Raw genomic sequence first — 15,857 nt, 5'->3', positions numbered from 1 at the left:
ACAGGACTTTACGTCCTGAGGCGCATCAAGCTGGAGTCATGACGAGTGCAGCCCTCCGCAGTAGGGCGTGGAAACTGCTGGAGATGGTCACGACGCCGCTGCTGCCGTCGGATTACCTCGACCTGGTCAGCCCGCTGCGTGCGGGCGCCGACCTGCGTGGGCGCATCGAGGCCGTGCACCCCGAGACGGGTGACGCCGCGACCATCGTGATCAGGCCGGGACGGGGCTGGCGCGGCCACACGGCCGGTCAGTACGTGCGGATCGGGGTCGACGTCGACGGGGTGCGCCTGTGGCGTGCCTACTCGCTCACCTCGCCGACAAACCGCCAGGACGGCCGCGTCACGATCACAGTGAAGGCGATCCCGGACGGAAAGGTCAGCAACCACCTGGTCCGCAGGGCGAAACCGGGCACGCTGATCCAGCTCGACCAGCCGACCGGTGACTTCGTGCTGCCACAGGCCAAGCCCGCCAAAGTGCTCTACTTGACGGCCGGCAGCGGCATCACGCCCGTGATGGGCATGCTGCGCGACGTCGAGTTCGACGACGTCGTCGTGGTCCACTCCGCGCCACAGCCGCAAGACGTGATCTTCCGCAATGAGCTGCACGACCTGGTCGCGGACAAGAAGCTGCGTCTCACCGAGCTGCACACCGACACGGACGGCATGCTCGACATCGCCTGTCTCGCCGAACTCGTGCCCGACTGGGCCGAGCGCGAGACCTGGGCTTGCGGACCCGCGGGCCTGCTCGACGCCGCCGAAGAGCACTGGACCGGGCACGGCGTTCAAGAGCGCCTGCACACCGAACGCTTCCGCCCCGGCATCGTCGTCGCCGGCGACGGCGGCGAGGTCACGTTCAGCGCCACCGGCAAGACCGTCGACGCGGACGGCGCCACGCCGTTGCTGGACATCGGCGAGGAGGCCGGCGTGCTCATGCCCTCCGGGTGCCGCATGGGCATCTGCTTCGGCTGCGTCACGCCGCTCAAGTCGGGCGCCGTCCGCGACCTGCGCACCGGCGAGATCACCGAGGCCGAGCCGGGCGTCCTCATCCAGACCTGCGTGTCCGCCGCGGCGGGCCCTTGCGACATCGAACGGTAGGAGCACCTTGACCGCCATCGACCCCACCGCCCACCTGACCGCGGAGCAGATCGAGGAGCTCGGCCGCGAGCTGGACGCGATCCGCGACGAGGTGATCGCCGGCCGCGGCGAGAAGGACGCCGCCTACATCCGTAAGGTCATCTCGGCGCAGCGCAAGCTCGAGCTGGTCAGCAGGGGCGTGCTGCTGTTCTCGATCTTCCCGCCCGCGTGGCTGCTCGGCACCGCCGGTCTGTCCGTGGCAAAGATCATGGACAACATGGAGATCGGCCACAACATCCTGCACGGCCAGTGGGACTGGATGCGGGACCCGAAGATTCACTCCACCACCTGGGAGTGGGATCACGTCTCCCCGTCCGAGCAGTGGAAGCACTCGCACAACGAACTGCACCACACGTACACCAACGTGATCGGCAAGGACAACGACCTCGGCTACGGCATCATGCGCGTCGACGAGGACCAGAGGTGGCACCCGTTCCACCTCGGCCAGCCGCTGTGGAACTTCCTCAACGCCTGCTTCTTCGAGTACGGCATCGCAGCGTACGACCTGGAGCTCGGCAAGAACCTGCACAAGCGCCGCCGCAAGAGCCCGGAGTTCCGCGCGCGGGCCAAGGCCGTGGGCCGCAAGATCCGCAAGCAGGTGCTCAAGGACTACGTGATCCACCCGCTGCTGTCGGGCCCGTCGTTCCTCCCCACGCTCGCCGCCACGTTCACCGCGAACCTGGTCCGCAACATCTGGTCCCACTCGGTGATCATGTGCGGGCACTTCCCCGAGGGCGTACAGGTCTTCGAGCGCCGGTCGATCAAGGGCGAGACGCGCGGCCAGTGGTACCTGCGCCAGATGATGGGCTCGGCGAACATCAGCGGCAGCAGGGCCATGCACTTCATGACCGGCAACCTGTCGCACCAGATCGAGCACCACCTGTTCCCGGACCTGCCGAGCAACCGGTACGCCGAGGTCGCGGTGAAGGTGCGCGCGCTGTTCGAAAAGTACGAGCTGGAGTACGTCACCGGCCCGCTGCCCAAGCAGGTGTTCTCCGCCTGGCACAAGGTCTTCCGGCTCTCGCTGCCGAACAAGAAGCCCAAGGTCAAGACGCCGGACCGCGAGCAGGAGCTCGTCGCGGCCTGATTCCCGGTACTGGTTCAGATCCTTAGGCCGTACCGGCGGCACCACCGGGCTCGGTGAGATCCGTTGCGGACGGTGGGCGGCCGCGACATCAGACCTGAGCCGAAGACATGGACAGAGTTACGTCTGTCCGCTGTCCAGGCTCGGGTCTGGTGCTGATCATGTTGCGCGGCAGAGAAGCGGTTGTCCCGATCTCACGGTGAGGCGGGCAGGTCACGCCGAAGTCCATGCCGCTGTCGGTGTCGACCGGGGGCTGCGCCGCGCATGCCGATGTGGGGTTGGTCTGCGCTGCTGATGTGGTCGGCAGGCGTGCGTCTGGGGGCTGGACGTCGGCCGATCGGCTGCAATGGGCTCCGAAGGCCGACGTCCGGACGCGGTGCTCAGGCGATAGCTGCCGCCGCGGCGACGATCCAGTTCCGGAATTCGACGGCGTAGTGCAGCAGGTGGTGGTCCAGGACGTCGTCGGGGCATGCGGTGGGGAAGTAGACGGTCAGGTTGGACGTGAAGCCTTCGGCGGTGTCGCCGAACTGGATCAGTGCTCGCCCGATGACGGTGCCGTCGGTCAGGAAGAGATTCGAGGACGTCTTGCGCAGTCATTCGGACTCCGGGAGGAGCTCGGCCGCGTCCTTGGCCCGGTCCAGCGCGTCGGAGCCCCAGGCCGGAGTCGGTTGCCCCTCACGAGGCGGGAGGCACGCGTTTCGCGATTCTGGAGAGGAGCTCCTGGTGCCGGACGCTGTCGAGGGTGAGGGCGTCGAGCGGGCGCAGGTAGGGGAGGTTGTCGCGGATCGGGTAGCTACGCCGTAGGCGGGGGTTGTAGAGGAGTTCGTCTTCGGGGACGTGGACGAGCGGGCCTTTGTCCACGGGGCAGGCGAGGAGGGGGAGGAGGCGAGGGTCGGGCTCAGTGGGTTGTTGCACGGCGGGGTTCTCCTTGGCGGGTCGGGGCGGGTGACGGTTCGTCGTGGCGCGGGAGGGTGAGCAGGACGAGGACGGCGAGCGCGGTGCCGCCGAGGCGCAGCGCCAGCCGGAGTGGGTCGGTGGGGAGGTGTTCGTCGAAGACCACGGTGCCCGCGATGACGGTGAAGACGCTGGATACGGTGGTGGTGACCGGGACGATCACGGAGGCTCGGTGGCGTTGGAGCGCGGTCTGGGACAGGGCGAGACCGGCTGCTCCGGTGGCGACGAGCAGCCAGGGGTGGGGTCCGCGCAGGAGCTCGGGCAGGGCTGCTGTGACCGATCGGTCGGCGAGCACGGCCGAGGTGCCCTTGATGGCGAGTGAGCTCACCCCGTACAGCAGCCCGAGGGCGACGCCGTACGGTACGCCGGAGCTGCTGCGGCGGTGCCGGCGGCCGGCTCGGCGCAGCGAGGCGAGGAACAGCAGGAGTCCGAAGGCGAGGCAGGGGAGGCAGACGGCGAGCAGGGGCAGGACGGGTGCCGCCGCTCCCACCCGGTTGTCGGCGCCGCCGTCGCCGAGCGAGCCGATGACGGCGAGTAGGGCGAGCAGGATGACGCCGGTGGCGAGGAGTTCCCGGTGGCCCGGGCGCTCGCCCAGTGCGACGGCAGAGAGGGCGATCAGGAGCACCGTCCCGGAGAGGAACACCCCCTGGGCGGCGGCGATCGGGAGCAGTTGGTAGACCTTCAGCTGGGCGCCGAAGCCCAGGCCCAGCACGGTGAAGCCCAGCAGCCAGCCGGGGCTGGAGGCCAGCGCCCGGACCAGGTGCAGCGGGCGGCGGGGGTCCAGCGCGGGGAGGGCGGCCAGCGCGCGCTTCTCGAGGACGAAGCCCGCGCTGTAGAGGGCGTTGGCGAGCAGGGCGACCGCGACGCCGAGGATCATCGGCGTCGTCCTTCCCGCGCCAGTGCGTCAAGGTTCTCGGCGCAGCGCCGGGCGAGCTCGGCGGCGGCGGGTTGGTCGAGCAGCTGATGGCAGTGGCGGACGGCGAGGTGGAGGCGGCCGTCGAGGGTGAGGGCGCTGACGGAGAGTCCGCGGGGCATCCGTACGGGTGCCGAGAACCACAGTGCGTCGGCCGGGCCGGCGGGGCCGAAGTCGAGCGGGTGGGTGACCCGGCCGAGGTTGCTGACCAGGGCGGTGGACGTCCAGGGTGCGGCGACGCGGCGCAGCGCCCGGGTCAGCGGGGCCTTGGCGCCGGCGGGCAGCCAGGGAGTGCTGACCAGGCCGGCGACGAGGCCGCCACCGGTGACGGGGGCGGCCTTGGCGGCGCGGGTCTGCGCGCTGATCCGGCCCAGCAGCGTGGTGGCACCGGCGTCGGGGGCGGGTGTACCGGCTCGGATGGTTGCCAGGTGGTTGTGGTTGCCCATGGGGGCGCCGGGGGCGAGTGGCCCGTACGGGCGGTCGTCGATCGGCATCGACAGGTGGATCGGGCCGGTGGGGTGGCCGTGCCGGTGGTTCCAATCGGCCAGGGTCAGCTGAACCGCCGTCAAGAGCAGGTCGTTGACGGTCGGGCGGGGGCGGTGAGCGCCGGTCCGGGGGAGCGGGAGCACGCTGAGGTGGACACCGGTGCCGGGAGAGGGGCTTGCGGCGGGCGCGATGCGCACTGGGCGGCCGCCCCGACCGGTGGCTGCTGCGGAGGCGTCGGCCGAACCGGCGGAGCGCTGCCCGCCCGGGCAGACGGAGCGCTGCCCGGTTGCACCGATGGAGCGTTCCCCGGTTGCACCGACGGAGCGTTCCCCGGCCGAACGGACCGAGCGCCCCCCGCCCGGGGTGCCGGAGTAGTGGTCGGCGAGGTCGCAGAGCAGCCGAAGACAGGTGCCGGCGTCCGCGAGGGTGTGTGCCGCCGTCAGGAGCAGGGCGGTGCCGCCGCCGGGTGCGGGTGCGGTCTCCAGCCGGAGTGGTGGGCCGGCCGTCAGCGGGGGCGATTCGGTGAGGGCGCGGTGGCGGGTGGTGTCCAGGTCGGCGGTGGCGGCCACGACGGTGGGGTTGACCGGTGCCGGCTCCCAGTAGTAACGACGGTGCCACCAACGGGAGTTGGACTGCCTTACGTGGAGCGTAGGGTGGCCGGCCAGGGTCCGGGTGAAGGCGGCCCGGAGCCGCTCGACGTCGACGGTGCCGGGGAGGTGCGCCTCCACGTGGACGGTGTCCGCGTCCAGGTGCTCCTGGAGCAAGTGGCGTGAGTACTCGTCCATCGGGGGGAAGGGGACGCGCCCCTGCCGCCCGGACGGGGTCCGGGCGGCAGGGGCGGCGAAGGACGGGCGGGTCACGGAGCCTCGGCCCGGTGCCGGGGCGCAGTGGCCTGGCCGTCCACCGTGATCAGCGCGGCGGCGACAGCCAGCAGCGCGAGAACCTGGGCGGTCGGGGCGAACGCCCCGGTCGGGGGCGCGAGGACCGCCAGCAGGCCGGCGCCGGCCATGGCCGCCCCGGCGACGTACTGCAGCAGGTTCGGCCACCGGAACGCGATCAGGATCAGCGGCAGCGGCAGCAGTGCGAGCGGACCGCCGACGACGCCGAGGACCAGCAGCGGGAAGACCATGCCCAGCAGCCACCGGGGCGCGTCGGCCGCGTCCCAGTCCTGCGCACCGGGGACGTCAGGCAGGCCGCTACGACGCCGCAGCGCCGGCACCACGACCATCCCGGCGAGCACCAGGAGGGCGAGGCCGCCGAGGACGAGCCCGAGGTCGTACGTGGCGGCGGGGGCATAGGAGAGAAGTACGGTTCCGCCGGTGCCCGCCGGGACCACGTAGCCCTGCTGCCAGCCGTCGAGCCGGACGGACTGCAGCGGCTTGCCGTTCAGGGTCGCGCGCCAGCCGGAGTTGGCGTTCTCGTGCACCTGGACGTAGGCGGCATCACCTTCGCCGATCCGTACCCTGCGCTCGTCCCCGGACCAGGACAGGATTTCCACCGTCCGCCGCGAACCGGGATCGGCGGCCGGGCCGGCGGCGCGGGCCGAGAGGGTGAGGTCGGTGACGGCCAGCGCGCCGTCGTCGGAGGAGGACACCCGGTGCTCGCCCTGGCCGAGCGCCAGGGTGGGCTCGGTGGCCGGGCACAGCTTCACGGTGACGGGGTGCCGGTTCCGCAGGGACGCGACCGTGCCTGACACGGAGGTCTGCTGGGCGACTCCGTCCACGGTGACGACCGGGCCCTTGCCGCAGGGCAGAGTGAAGCCGGAGCCCTGGGTGTCCGGGGACTCCTGGCGGATCATCAGGTCGGCCAGGGCCGGGATGTGCACCTCGCTCAGGCCCGCCGGCAGCTGGAGGTTCTGCCCGGCGAGCGGGTTGTGGACGAGGACGGGGGCGGTCGCGGTGACCGTGATCGTCAGCTGGTCGGTGGTCAGCGGGGCGAACCGGACCAGGCCGTTGGCGTCCACCCCCGCGTTTACGGCGTCGGTCGGAGTGCTGAGCTGTACTTGGGTCGGCCGGGAAGAGAGACCACCAGCGGCACCGAGCACCAGCTGGTCGATGCTGCGGCTGCCCTGCCAGGCGAGGCGGACGGTGGGTTTGCCGCCCGCGATCCAGGCAGTGGTGAGGTCGCCGTCGAGCAGATTGCGTGGGCTGCCGGAGGTGGTGGAGTCGGCCTCGACGCCGATCCGCCCGGTGGCCCGGCCGGGGGCGACCTGGTCCAACAGGGCGTCCAGGGCCGGGCCGGGGAGGGCGACGGCGCTGCCGGTGACCGTGAAGGCTCCCGCATCGGTGGTGAGTTGACGGTTGAGCCCGGTCTCGATGCTGCCCGACTGGGATCCGCCGAGGTCGAGGGTGCGGTGCAGCGAGTAGGTGTCGGCCGTAGCAGCCGGGAGGGACAGCACACGGGTGGCCTTGACGCCGGGGATCGAGATCTCCGAGAATCCGGCCCCGCCCACGCCGGTGTTGGCGGTGACGGCGCCCTCGATGGTGATCTTGACCCATGCAGCGGGCCCCGCCGGGGCGTTGACGTCCTGTGCTACGGCCTGCGGCTGCAGCACGCTCACCTGCGAGCCACGGTCTGTGGTGATCCGCATCTTGGTGATGGTGGGCCGAAGGGAACCCCCGGCCAGCGGGGTGACCTTGAGGGTGGCGGGGAGGTCCATCGACCCGTTGAAGTCGATCCGCAGCCACTGACCCACCGGGTCCGCGCTGCTGCCCTCTGCCCAGGCCGTGCCGGAGTTCCCGTCGAAGGCCCCGACCGGGTCGTACTGCGGCAGCGCGAACAGCCAGGATCCGTAGGAGGAGGCGGTGACCGACTTGGCGCCTTCGATCACCGAGGTGGTCTGTTCGGCGGTGGAACCGGCCGGGCCCGAGGGCAGGATCTGCCTCGGTGCGCCTCCGGGGTCCTGGCCGGCGTCCGCCGGGTTGGTCTCGGTGGCTGTGTAGGTGTACGAGTTGTTGCCGTCGACCAAGCCGAAGAGCGTGTCGCCCCGGCGCTGCCCGTCGGCGGTGGCCCGCAGCGCGGCGCTGGTGCCGGCCGGCAGGGGGTCGCCGGAGAGGATCACCGGACGGTTCGTCACCGTACCGCTCGCGGAGAGCTGGAGCAGCGACTCGGGGCCGCCACTGACCACCGCGGTGTCGGCGACCGGGCGGGTGGTGACCCGGCCGGGTGCGGCGTCACCACCGGTGGGGGCGAAGATCTCCACCGCGTCGTACTGCTGGTACAGGCCCTGGACCTGGACCGGGGTGTCGGGCGGGAGCTGTCCGGAGGTCATGGGGGAGCCGAAGCCGGTCACCCGCTCGTAGCCGGAGGCCAGCAGGGTGGCGCGCACCGTCTGCGGTGGGATGTGGCCGGCCTGCGCGGGGTCGAGGTCGTTGCGGACCACCAGGTGGTGCACGCCGGACCGCTCCAGGAAGGCTCCGAGCCCCGGCACCCGGGTGCCGGTCGCCAGCGCCTCCTGGATCGCCTCCAGGTAGCGTCGCTCGCCGGCCTGGCCGAAGGGCACGAAGTTGTACTGCGCCCATGGCGAGTCCGCCAGCACGTCGAGCGGCTCGTCGATGGTCGAGCCCCAGGTGTAGAGGCCGTGCGCGTCGGCGGGGACCACCAGGGCCCGGCTGTCGGATGCTTTTGCGGTCAGGTACGCGGCGGTCTGCTTCCACTGCGAGGGCAGCGCCTTGAAGGAGCCCGGTTGGACGATGTTGCCGTTCAGGTAGGGGAGCGCGAGGCCGGGCAGTACCGCGAGTGCGACCAGCGCCGGGACCAGCCGTGGTCGGGCGGCCACCCGGGGCAGTGGCCGGCCGCACAGGTGCGTCAGGCCCAGGGCCAGCGCCAGCGCGAGGCCGGTCTGGAACTTGTAGATGTTGCGCAGCGGCGCCAGCGCACCGTCGAGCAGCTGCTGCACCGCGCTGTGGAAGGGCGCCCCGAGGGAGCCGCCGTACCCGGCGAGGGTGATCAGCGCGACCGTGCCGACGACCAGCAGCAGCCAGCGCCGCTCGGGGAGGTCGCGGCGGGCGAGCCCGGCCAGGCCGAGCGCTGCTGCGAGCGCGGAGCAGGCGATCACCAGCACGTTCGCCGCGACGTCCCAGCCGGCGGGCAGCCAGGCGGAGCCGAAGTGCAGGTAGGCCACCCAGTTCCCGGCCCCGCGCAGCAGCTCGGTTGCCGACATGGTGGCAGTGGTGGTGGACGCCTGCTCGATGTAGCGCAGGAAGTCGGCGCCGTAGGAGTTGAGCAGCACCAGCGGCACGGTCCACCAGGCGGTGGCGAGCAGCACGCCGGGCACCCACCAGGCGATCAGGCGCCACTTGCGGCTGCCCCCGGGCCGGCTGAGCAGGTAGAGCCCGACCGGAAGCAGTGAGGCCGCGACCGAGGTCGCGTTGACGCCGCCCATGAGCGGGATGATCAGGGCGGAGCGGAGTGCGGCGGCGCGCGCCGAGACGAAGCGGGTGAGCGGCAGCAGGACCCAGGGCAGGACTGCGCCGGGCAGCGCGGCGGCGGAGGTGGAGCCCACCACGATGGTGAACACCGGCCACAGGGCGTAGCAGGCCGCGCCGAGCAGCCGGCTCGGCCGGGAGCCGTACCCGAGGCGTTCGGCGAGCCGCAACGCGCCCCAGAAGGCGGCGGTCACCACCAGCGACAGCCACAGCCGCTCCGCCAGCCAGACCGGCAGCTGGAGCAGATCGGTGATCAGGTAGTACGGCAGCATCGGGAAGGCGTAGCCGACGTACTGGTTGGACAGACCGCCGAAGCTGCCCTCGCTCTGCCAGATCGTTCCGAGCGAGCCGAGGAAGCCCACCGGGTCGAGCGCGACGGCGAGTTTGGTGTCGAAGGCGATCCGCCCGGGCGCGGCAGCCAGGAAGGCGGACAGGACCAGCAGCCAGAAGGCGGCGAGCCAGCGGCGGCCGGTACGCGGCTCGGGGCGCGGCCTCGAGGGCGGCGCGTCGGGGAGCTGCAGAGTGGGGGCGCTCATTCGGAGGTTCTCCGCATCACCAGGAGAAGATTCCAGGACGCGATCTCGCGCAGGCCTGGAATACGGACGAGGGTCTCGGCCAGGAACGGCCAGTAGCGCGATCGTGCGGAAAGGATCTCGACATCGTCGCGCCCGCGTACGTGACGCAGCACCGGGCCGATGTGCACCCGGTAGAGGTTTTCGCCGAGGGTGTGCTTGGCACTGTGCCCGGTGCGCCGCTGGTAGCGGCGCCGGGCCCGGTCGGCGCCGAGCAGGTGCCAGGGCGAGGTCTCGTGGCCACCCCAGGGGGAGAGCCAGTTGGTGTAGGAGACGTACACCAGGCCGCCGGGGCGGGTGACCCGCACCATCTCGCTGATGAAGGTCTCCGGGTCCGGCACGTGCTCCAGCACGTTGGAGGAGAAGCAGACGTCGGTGGCGCCGTCGCTGAGCGGTAGCCAGTACCCGTCCGCGACGACCGCGTGGTCGGGTGTGAGTCCGCCGCGCGAGTGCAGCTCGGCAAGGTCCGGTTCGAAGAGGAAGGCGTGCGCACCGCGGGCCCGGAACGCCTCGGTGAAGTGGCCGGCGGCGCCGCCGACATCGGCCACCACCGCCCCGGCCAGGGGCGTGTACCGCTCGACCTGGTCGGCGGCGTCCTCGGCCAGCAACGAGTAGAACGTCTCCGGGTCGCTCTGCTCGCTACGGAAGGCGCGGAACAGCGCGAGGGAGCGTCGCAGAGAGGGGTCTTTCACGAGCACTCCGCCGTGGTCGGGGCCGGGGGCTCGGCCATGGTGCGTCCGGACCCGGCCCGGCCGGAGGAATGCACGGCCACGGCCTCGGCGGCAGCGGCCTGGAAGCGGTCGACGCTGTGCTCCCAGGTGAACTGCTCCGCGTGGCGGCGGGCCGCCGAACCCATCGCGGCGCGGCGTTCGGCGGACAGGGCCAGCGCGCACCAGGCCGCAGCGAATCCGCTCTCCGCCCGGGCGAGCAGGCCGGTGCGGCCGTGGACGACGGAGTCCCGCAGGCCCGGAATCTCGAAGCCCACCGCGGGCGTGCCCCGGATGGCGGCCTCTGTGACCACCAGGCCCCACCCCTCCAGTGAGGAGGGGTGCAGCAGCAGCCAGCTCCGGCAGAGCAGCCGGTGCTTCTCGGCTTCGTCGACCCGCCCGGCGAAGACCACGTCGGGCCCGGCCTGCGCCTCCAGACGGTCCCGTTCCGGGCCGTCGCCGACGATGACCAGCTTGCCGCCGGTGATCGGGCGGACCCGCTCCCACAGGCGCAGCAGCAGGTCGATCCGCTTGTACTCCACCAGCCTGCCGACGGCGGTGAACAGCGGTTCGTCGGATTCGGGGAGCAGCGGCGCGGGGGCCTCGACCCCATTGGGGACGAGATGGATGCGGTCGGCCGGTACGCCGATCCGCGCCATCGCCTCGGCGGTGGACGGGGACACCGCGACCATCAGGCTGCGGCGGTGGGTCCGGGTCAGCGCCCGGTGTTCCAGCATCCGGCCGGCCCGGGCGACCGGTCCGGGCAGGCGCTGGTCCCAGAGATCGGTGTGCACGTGGTTGACGAGGCACATCACCGGTCCCCGGTGCCACAGCGGCGCCAGGTAGGGGACGCCGTTGCAGACCTCGACCAGGAGGTCGGTCTCGCCGACGCTGCGGCCGAACGCGCCCGGGGTACGCAGGAAGTGGTCGTACGTGCCGCCGGAGGAGACCACGCGGTAGTTGCGGTCGACGGACGGTTCCGGGCCCCCGCAGAGCAGGGTGACCTCGTGCCCGCGATCGGCCAGTCCGGAGGACAGCCGGTCGATGAGCAGTTCCGAACCGCCGGCGGCGGGGTTGGCCAGGTCGCGCCAGGCGAGGACGGTGATCCGGCGTGGGACCTCCGGCGACGGTTGCACGGCCGTCATGGCCGGAGGTGGGTGCGGGGATGTCTGATGTGCCATGGGAGCTCCTGGGAGGGGCGGTGCTCAAGGCAGTGAGGGCAGGGAGGGGCAGGGACAGGCAGGGACGGGTATGGCTCAGGGGACCGGGGGGTGACCGGTGGGGCAGGCGCACGGGAGGGACCGGGGGATGTGCGGCTGGCGGCGCGCGGATGGCGCGCGCCGCCAGTGTGGGCTGTTGCTACCGCCCGGTACTACTCACTAAATTGATAAATTCCGGTCGGGTTCAAGCGGAATACATGTTTTGTCTGTCACTTCGGCGAGCGACGGGTGTCACCGCGAGGCGCGACGGCGCAGCAGCACGCCCGCCGCCAGCAGGCACACGAGGCCCGCGGTGCCGGCCGCGACGGGGGCGGTGGTGCCCACCAGTCCAAGCTTGCGGGCGGCGGCCTGCGCGGTCCGCACCTGGCCGTCCCGGCTCTCCGCCGTCATGGTGAGATCCGCCCGCAGCAGGGCGAGCAGGTCAGGACCCTCCGCCGAGGTCCGCAGGGTCACCAGCGGCTGCGTACGGGCGTCCATCACGGTGCCGGTGACCGGGTCCACGACCACCCTGAACCCGCTGTTCGCGTAGTACCGGTCAGCGACGACCTGACTGCGGTCAGCCAGTCCGAGCAGCTTGCCGGGGACCTGCTGGGTCCCGACCTTGGTCGCGCCGAGCACGGCGCCGTAGCGGTAGCCGGTCCGGCCGTTCACGGTCGTGGTGCCCTGGAAGTCGAGGGTGACGGTGCCGCCCAGCGTGGAGTCCCAATAGGCGTAGGGGCGCTTGGCCAGGCCGAACGGGAACTTCAGGTACGCCTCGCCGGAGAAGACGGGGCTCTCGCCGTGCGAGTGCAGCGGCAGGTTGGTGCTGCGGTCGGTCACCCAGCGTTCCACCGTCCACTGGACGGACTTGCGCGGGTCGTGGAGCCCGAGCGTGGCGGCGGTGTCGATCTGTGTGGAGATGTCCATCACCGCGCGGGTCGGTCCGCTCAGTGCGACGTTGCCCAGCACCCGCCGGGTGAGCGTGAGGTCCTGGACCGGGCTCACGGCGACGGCCTTGGTGTCGAAGACGGTGCCGCTGCCGGTGAAGACGGTGGTGGTGTTGGTGTCGATCGGGGTCTTGCGCAGGTTCGGCAGCGCGTACCAGTGCAGTAGCGGCGCCAGTACCAGGAGGAAGGCCGCGACGGCGGTCAGCACCAGGCCGGTGCGGGACAGGCGGCGGGGCACCGGGGTGGGTCCGGGGAGTTCCCCGGCGGGGTGGTCGAGGATCTGATCTGTGGGCACGGGCATGATTACGCTCCGTAAGGGGATTGGGTGGACGCAGACCGAGTCGTGGTGAAGGCGGTGGTGCGACGAAAGGTCCCCAACGGCTGCCGATGGTGAGGCAGGCCCCGTGTACATCCCCTGAGCGCGGAACCGTAGGTCCCCCCTTGACGGATTGTCAACGTCAGGGCAAAACTGTGCGGGCACGGGACCGGGCCGGTGCGAATGGTGTCGCCTGTCGTTTCGCCCCGCTCGCTCGGGGCCTACGGAAGGGACAATCCGCAGCCATGCGTACCCGACGCCCCGTTCTCGCCGTCGTTCTCACCGCCGCGACGGGGGCTTTCCTCGCCGTCGCCGCCGTACTTGGTCTGGTCGCTCTCACGACCGCCGCTCCCGCCCAACCCGACGTGCCGCTCGTATCCTTCACCGGCTGATCCGGCGCACCCCCAGGGAGGCTGCCCGCATGAGCGTACGAACCGAATTCGCTCCGGCTGCCGCCGCACCGCGGTCGGCCTCGCTATGGAGCACCGTCAGCGCCGCCGACACCGAGCGGTTCATCAGCCTCGCCTCCACGGAGATCCCCACGCTCTCGGTCGAGGTGATGCAGCAGATCCACGCCCAGTTCCCGCAGGTCGTGGAGATCTTCGACGACGACGGCGTCTCGGGGGTCCTCACCCGGATCAGACTGGCCCTCGGCCCCTTCATCGAGAGCGTCCGGGCTGCCGGCGGCCCGAAGATTTCGGGGGACGGCGCCGTACGCTTCCGCGAGGTCGCCGCCTCCCTCGACCGGTGCGAGACCCTGCCCGGGCCGGCGCTCGACTTCATGCGCGCGGTCTACCGCTTCGGGGCAAGGGTGTCCTGGCGCCGGCTCACCGAGATCGCGGACGGAGTGGGGATCCCGCCCGCCGCGATGTACGAGCTGGCCGAGGCCGGCTTCGACTACATCGAGGCCCTCGTCGGCGAGGCGACCCGGGACCAGCTCGGCAACGAGTCCCTGGCCGCCGGCGAACGGCTCCGCCGCCAGTGCCGCCTGGTCGGGTTACTGCTCGCGGACCAGCCCGCCGACCTTGAGGCGACGGCCCAGTACGCCGCCAACATCGGCTGGCGGCTCCCGAAAACGGTCGCGATCGCAGTTCTCAGCCGCAACGAGAACGCGCTCCTGCCGCCGGCCCTCGGCACCGGCATCCTGCTCGACTGGGAGAGCGAGCAGCCCCGGCTGGTCGTCCCGGTCTCCGCTCAGGCCGGCCGGGCTGACGCGCTGCGCCAGGCGCTCCCGGGGTGGAGCGGCGCGCTGGGGCCGACCGTACCGCTGGCCCAGGCGGCTCGCTCGTTGCACTGGGCGCAGACGGCGGTCGGCCTCATCACGGCCGGGGCCCTGCCGTCCCGTGGTGTGCTCGACTGCACCGAGCACACCACGGCGCTGCTCCTGCTGCCCCCCGCCGAACTGATCGACGATCTGGCCGCCGGCTGCCTCGCACCACTGGCTGCCTGCAGGCCGGGCCAGGCGGACCGGCTCGCGGACACGCTGCTGGCCTGGCTCCAGACGCGGGGCGGCGCGGCGGAGGTGGCGGCGCGGATCGGCGTCCACCCCCAGACGGTCCGATACCGGATGCGCCAGCTCAGGGAGCTGTGGGGCGACGCGCTGGACGACCACGATCAGCGCTTCGCCCTGGAGCTGGTGCTCCGCGCCCGAAAGCTGCAGTCGCCGCTCTCGCCGGTCGGGCCGTTGCGCGATCTGATGACGGGCCATCAGGCGGGAGTCGAGTAGGAGGATCACAGGGCTGTCGGCCGATGTGATCGCCGAACTCGCCGCCGAGGGTAGGTCCGTTATGGTACGAACGACACCAGGCGAGACTGGAGTCTCGGCCGCGGAAGCGGGCCGTCGGTGCAGGCGCAAAGTACCAGCTGGTCTCTATCGACCGGCTCCTGGCCACGCTCGTCCAGCTTCGCCACGGTGCCACTCACGACGTGCTGGCCTGCTGGTTCGGTGTCGACCGTTCCCATCGGCGAGGTGCGGCCCCTCCTCGCAACGCGCGGCTGCACCATCGTGCCTGGCATCCGGCTTCGTACTCTTGCCGAGGTCATCGACCCTCTCGGTGCCAGCGGGCGGACCGGGATCATCGACGGCACCGAGATCCGGGTCCGCAGACCCGCAGCCGGCCGCAAGGGCCGGTAGCAACTCACCACCAGCATCATGGGTGAGAAGATCGCTTCCTTCCAACACTCACTGCACACCGCGGCCCGGGGCGCGGAGAAGGCGGAGCGGCGCGAGGCGCAGGCCGGTATGGTCCGGATCCTGGAGTGGCTCTGGGACTGCTGGGGCTGTTGCCCCTGCACGCGGCTGGTTACGACACCGACCCGTCCGACGCACCGTACCGCCGTACGGTCATGGATCGCGTCGTCTCTTCCTACACCCCCACGGTCCGGGCCCTGGGCTGCGCACGCAAGCACGGCGCACGCCGGAACGTCACCGACCGGGGCCTCGTCGTTGCCATGCCGACCACGCCCGGCCACGGCCGCCTCAATCATGTCCATGCGGAAGCTGAGATGCTGCGGCGCCACCTGCCCCGTGCCGTCGTCCTGTGCGAGCCCGAACCGTCAGGCGCGCCCGCACCGTTCTCGCACGGCACTCCGACCAAGGCTGCTGTCCTGGAGCACCTGCCCACGAGCCCGATAGTCCACTTCGCCTGCCACGGGACCAGCCACCCGACCGATCCCTCCCGAAGCCACTTGCTGCTCCACGATCACGCCAGTGATCCGCTCACCGTCGCCAGCCTTGCCCCTGCCCACCTCGAAGGGGGCGGACTAGCTTACCTGTCGGCTTGCCGCACCGCAACGGTCGACAACGAGCGACTCCTCGACGAGGCCATCCACATGACCTCGGCCTTCCAGCTCGCCGGTTTCCCCATGTCATCGGCACCCTGTGGGAGATCGACGATCAGACGGCCGTCACCCTGGCCGACGCCTTCAACACCAACCTGAGGGTCGAGGAAGGCGGGATGGACACCAGCCGGGCGGCATGGGCTCTCCACCAGGTCCTGCGCGGCCTACGGGACGGCCATGATCTGCCCGGCCGGCTCAACAGGACAAAGGTTCCGTTCCTGTGGGCGGCGTACCTGCACGCCGGTGCCTGACCCTCGCCCTTCGGAGGCCAGTCGAGC

At 71.5% G+C, this 15,857-nt stretch carries 12 protein-coding genes and 2 pseudogenes; 7 read left to right on the top strand and 7 right to left on the bottom strand.

Translation table 11 applies throughout. The features are described from left to right. The first annotated feature begins 38 nt into the window (after nt 1-38). Together AC061S_RS03865 and AC061S_RS03860 are read left to right on the top strand one after the other, a co-directional pair. On the top strand, nt 39-1,094 hold the full coding sequence (locus AC061S_RS03865; protein ID WP_478684385.1) for a ferredoxin reductase: 1,056 nt from the start codon (nt 39-41) through the stop codon (nt 1,092-1,094). Between the two features lie 7 nt (nt 1,095-1,101). Next, nucleotides 1,102-2,220, top strand: coding sequence for a fatty acid desaturase family protein (locus AC061S_RS03860; RefSeq protein WP_478684384.1), 1,119 nt, complete (start codon nt 1,102-1,104; stop codon nt 2,218-2,220). Between the two features lie 672 nt (nt 2,221-2,892). On the opposite strand, the gene AC061S_RS03855 is transcribed toward AC061S_RS03860, so the two are convergent. The 7 genes from AC061S_RS03855 to pgfA all read right to left on the bottom strand — a co-directional run bounded on the left by AC061S_RS03855 (nt 2,893) and on the right by pgfA (nt 12,723). After that, a complete protein-coding gene (locus AC061S_RS03855) occupies nt 2,893-3,132 on the bottom strand; it encodes a Trm112 family protein (RefSeq protein WP_478684383.1) in 240 nt (79 codons plus the stop codon). Continuing rightward, nucleotides 3,116-4,048 carry a hypothetical protein gene (locus AC061S_RS03850; protein ID WP_478684382.1) on the bottom strand — a complete coding sequence of 311 codons (933 nt, stop codon included), beginning with the start codon at nt 4,046-4,048 and terminating at the stop codon, nt 3,116-3,118. The genes AC061S_RS03855 and AC061S_RS03850 overlap by 17 nt, the downstream gene beginning before the upstream one ends. Then, nucleotides 4,045-5,355 carry a condensation protein gene (locus AC061S_RS03845; RefSeq protein ID WP_478684381.1) on the bottom strand — a complete coding sequence of 437 codons (1,311 nt, stop codon included), beginning with the start codon at nt 5,353-5,355 and terminating at the stop codon, nt 4,045-4,047. The genes AC061S_RS03850 and AC061S_RS03845 overlap by 4 nt, the downstream gene beginning before the upstream one ends. Nucleotides 5,356-5,426: 71 nt before the next feature. Next, entirely contained in the window at nt 5,427-9,533 is a 4,107-nt protein-coding gene (locus tag AC061S_RS03840) for an alpha-(1->3)-arabinofuranosyltransferase domain-containing protein (RefSeq protein ID WP_478684380.1), read from the bottom strand. Further along, nucleotides 9,530-10,261: a class I SAM-dependent methyltransferase gene (locus tag AC061S_RS03835; protein ID WP_478684379.1), complete on the bottom strand. Its 732-nt coding sequence runs from the start codon at nt 10,259-10,261 to the stop codon at nt 9,530-9,532. The genes AC061S_RS03840 and AC061S_RS03835 overlap by 4 nt, the downstream gene beginning before the upstream one ends. After that, nucleotides 10,258-11,457: a glycosyltransferase family 4 protein gene (locus AC061S_RS03830; RefSeq protein WP_478684378.1), complete on the bottom strand. Its 1,200-nt coding sequence runs from the start codon at nt 11,455-11,457 to the stop codon at nt 10,258-10,260. Before AC061S_RS03830 ends, AC061S_RS03835 begins: the two co-directional genes overlap by 4 nt. Before the next feature lie 270 nt (nt 11,458-11,727). Continuing rightward, nucleotides 11,728-12,723 (bottom strand): cell envelope lipid trafficking protein PgfA, encoded by a 996-nt coding sequence (gene pgfA / locus AC061S_RS03825; protein ID WP_478684377.1) that lies wholly within the window; start codon nt 12,721-12,723, stop codon nt 11,728-11,730. A 260-nt stretch (nt 12,724-12,983) separates the two neighbouring features. Here pgfA and AC061S_RS03820 point away from each other — a divergent pair, with 260 nt between their 5' ends. The 5 genes and pseudogenes from AC061S_RS03820 (at nt 12,984) to AC061S_RS03800 (ending at nt 15,830) form a co-directional block, all read left to right on the top strand. Then, nucleotides 12,984-13,130 carry a hypothetical protein gene (locus AC061S_RS03820; protein WP_478684376.1) on the top strand — a complete coding sequence of 49 codons (147 nt, stop codon included), beginning with the start codon at nt 12,984-12,986 and terminating at the stop codon, nt 13,128-13,130. A gap of 29 nt (nt 13,131-13,159) precedes the next feature. Beyond that, nucleotides 13,160-14,464 carry a PucR-like N-terminal domain-containing protein gene (locus tag AC061S_RS03815; RefSeq protein WP_478684375.1) on the top strand — a complete coding sequence of 435 codons (1,305 nt, stop codon included), beginning with the start codon at nt 13,160-13,162 and terminating at the stop codon, nt 14,462-14,464. A gap of 86 nt (nt 14,465-14,550) precedes the next feature. Then, nucleotides 14,551-14,655, top strand: a pseudogene (locus AC061S_RS03810) (transposase family protein); the annotation flags it as partial. A gap of 28 nt (nt 14,656-14,683) precedes the next feature. Next, nucleotides 14,684-14,872: a hypothetical protein gene (locus AC061S_RS03805; RefSeq protein WP_478684374.1), complete on the top strand. Its 189-nt coding sequence runs from the start codon at nt 14,684-14,686 to the stop codon at nt 14,870-14,872. 125 nt (nt 14,873-14,997) lie between these two features. Further along, a pseudogene (locus tag AC061S_RS03800) lies at nt 14,998-15,830 on the top strand (CHAT domain-containing protein). The last annotated feature ends 27 nt before the right edge of the window (nt 15,831-15,857 follow it).

The sequence above is a fragment of the Streptomyces sp. CA189 genome, assembly GCF_056428985.1.
This window is presented reverse-complemented; position numbering and strand designations above follow the sequence as displayed.

What these genes read in the sequence shown, in the direction of transcription:
- AC061S_RS03865 (WP_478684385.1), top strand. Translation starts at nt 39, where the DNA reads ATGACGAGTGCAGCCCTCCGCAGTAGGGCGTGGAAACTGCTGGAGATG.
- AC061S_RS03850 (WP_478684382.1), bottom strand. Translation starts at nt 4,048, where the DNA reads ATGATCCTCGGCGTCGCGGTCGCCCTGCTCGCCAACGCCCTCTACAGC.
- AC061S_RS03845 (WP_478684381.1), bottom strand. Translation starts at nt 5,355, where the DNA reads ATGGACGAGTACTCACGCCACTTGCTCCAGGAGCACCTGGACGCGGAC.
- AC061S_RS03840 (WP_478684380.1), bottom strand. Translation starts at nt 9,533, where the DNA reads ATGAGCGCCCCCACTCTGCAGCTCCCCGACGCGCCGCCCTCGAGGCCG.
- AC061S_RS03830 (WP_478684378.1), bottom strand. Translation starts at nt 11,457, where the DNA reads ATGGCACATCAGACATCCCCGCACCCACCTCCGGCCATGACGGCCGTG.
- pgfA (WP_478684377.1), bottom strand. Translation starts at nt 12,723, where the DNA reads ATGCCCGTGCCCACAGATCAGATCCTCGACCACCCCGCCGGGGAACTC.
- AC061S_RS03820 (WP_478684376.1), top strand. Translation starts at nt 12,984, where the DNA reads ATGCGTACCCGACGCCCCGTTCTCGCCGTCGTTCTCACCGCCGCGACG.
- AC061S_RS03815 (WP_478684375.1), top strand. Translation starts at nt 13,160, where the DNA reads ATGAGCGTACGAACCGAATTCGCTCCGGCTGCCGCCGCACCGCGGTCG.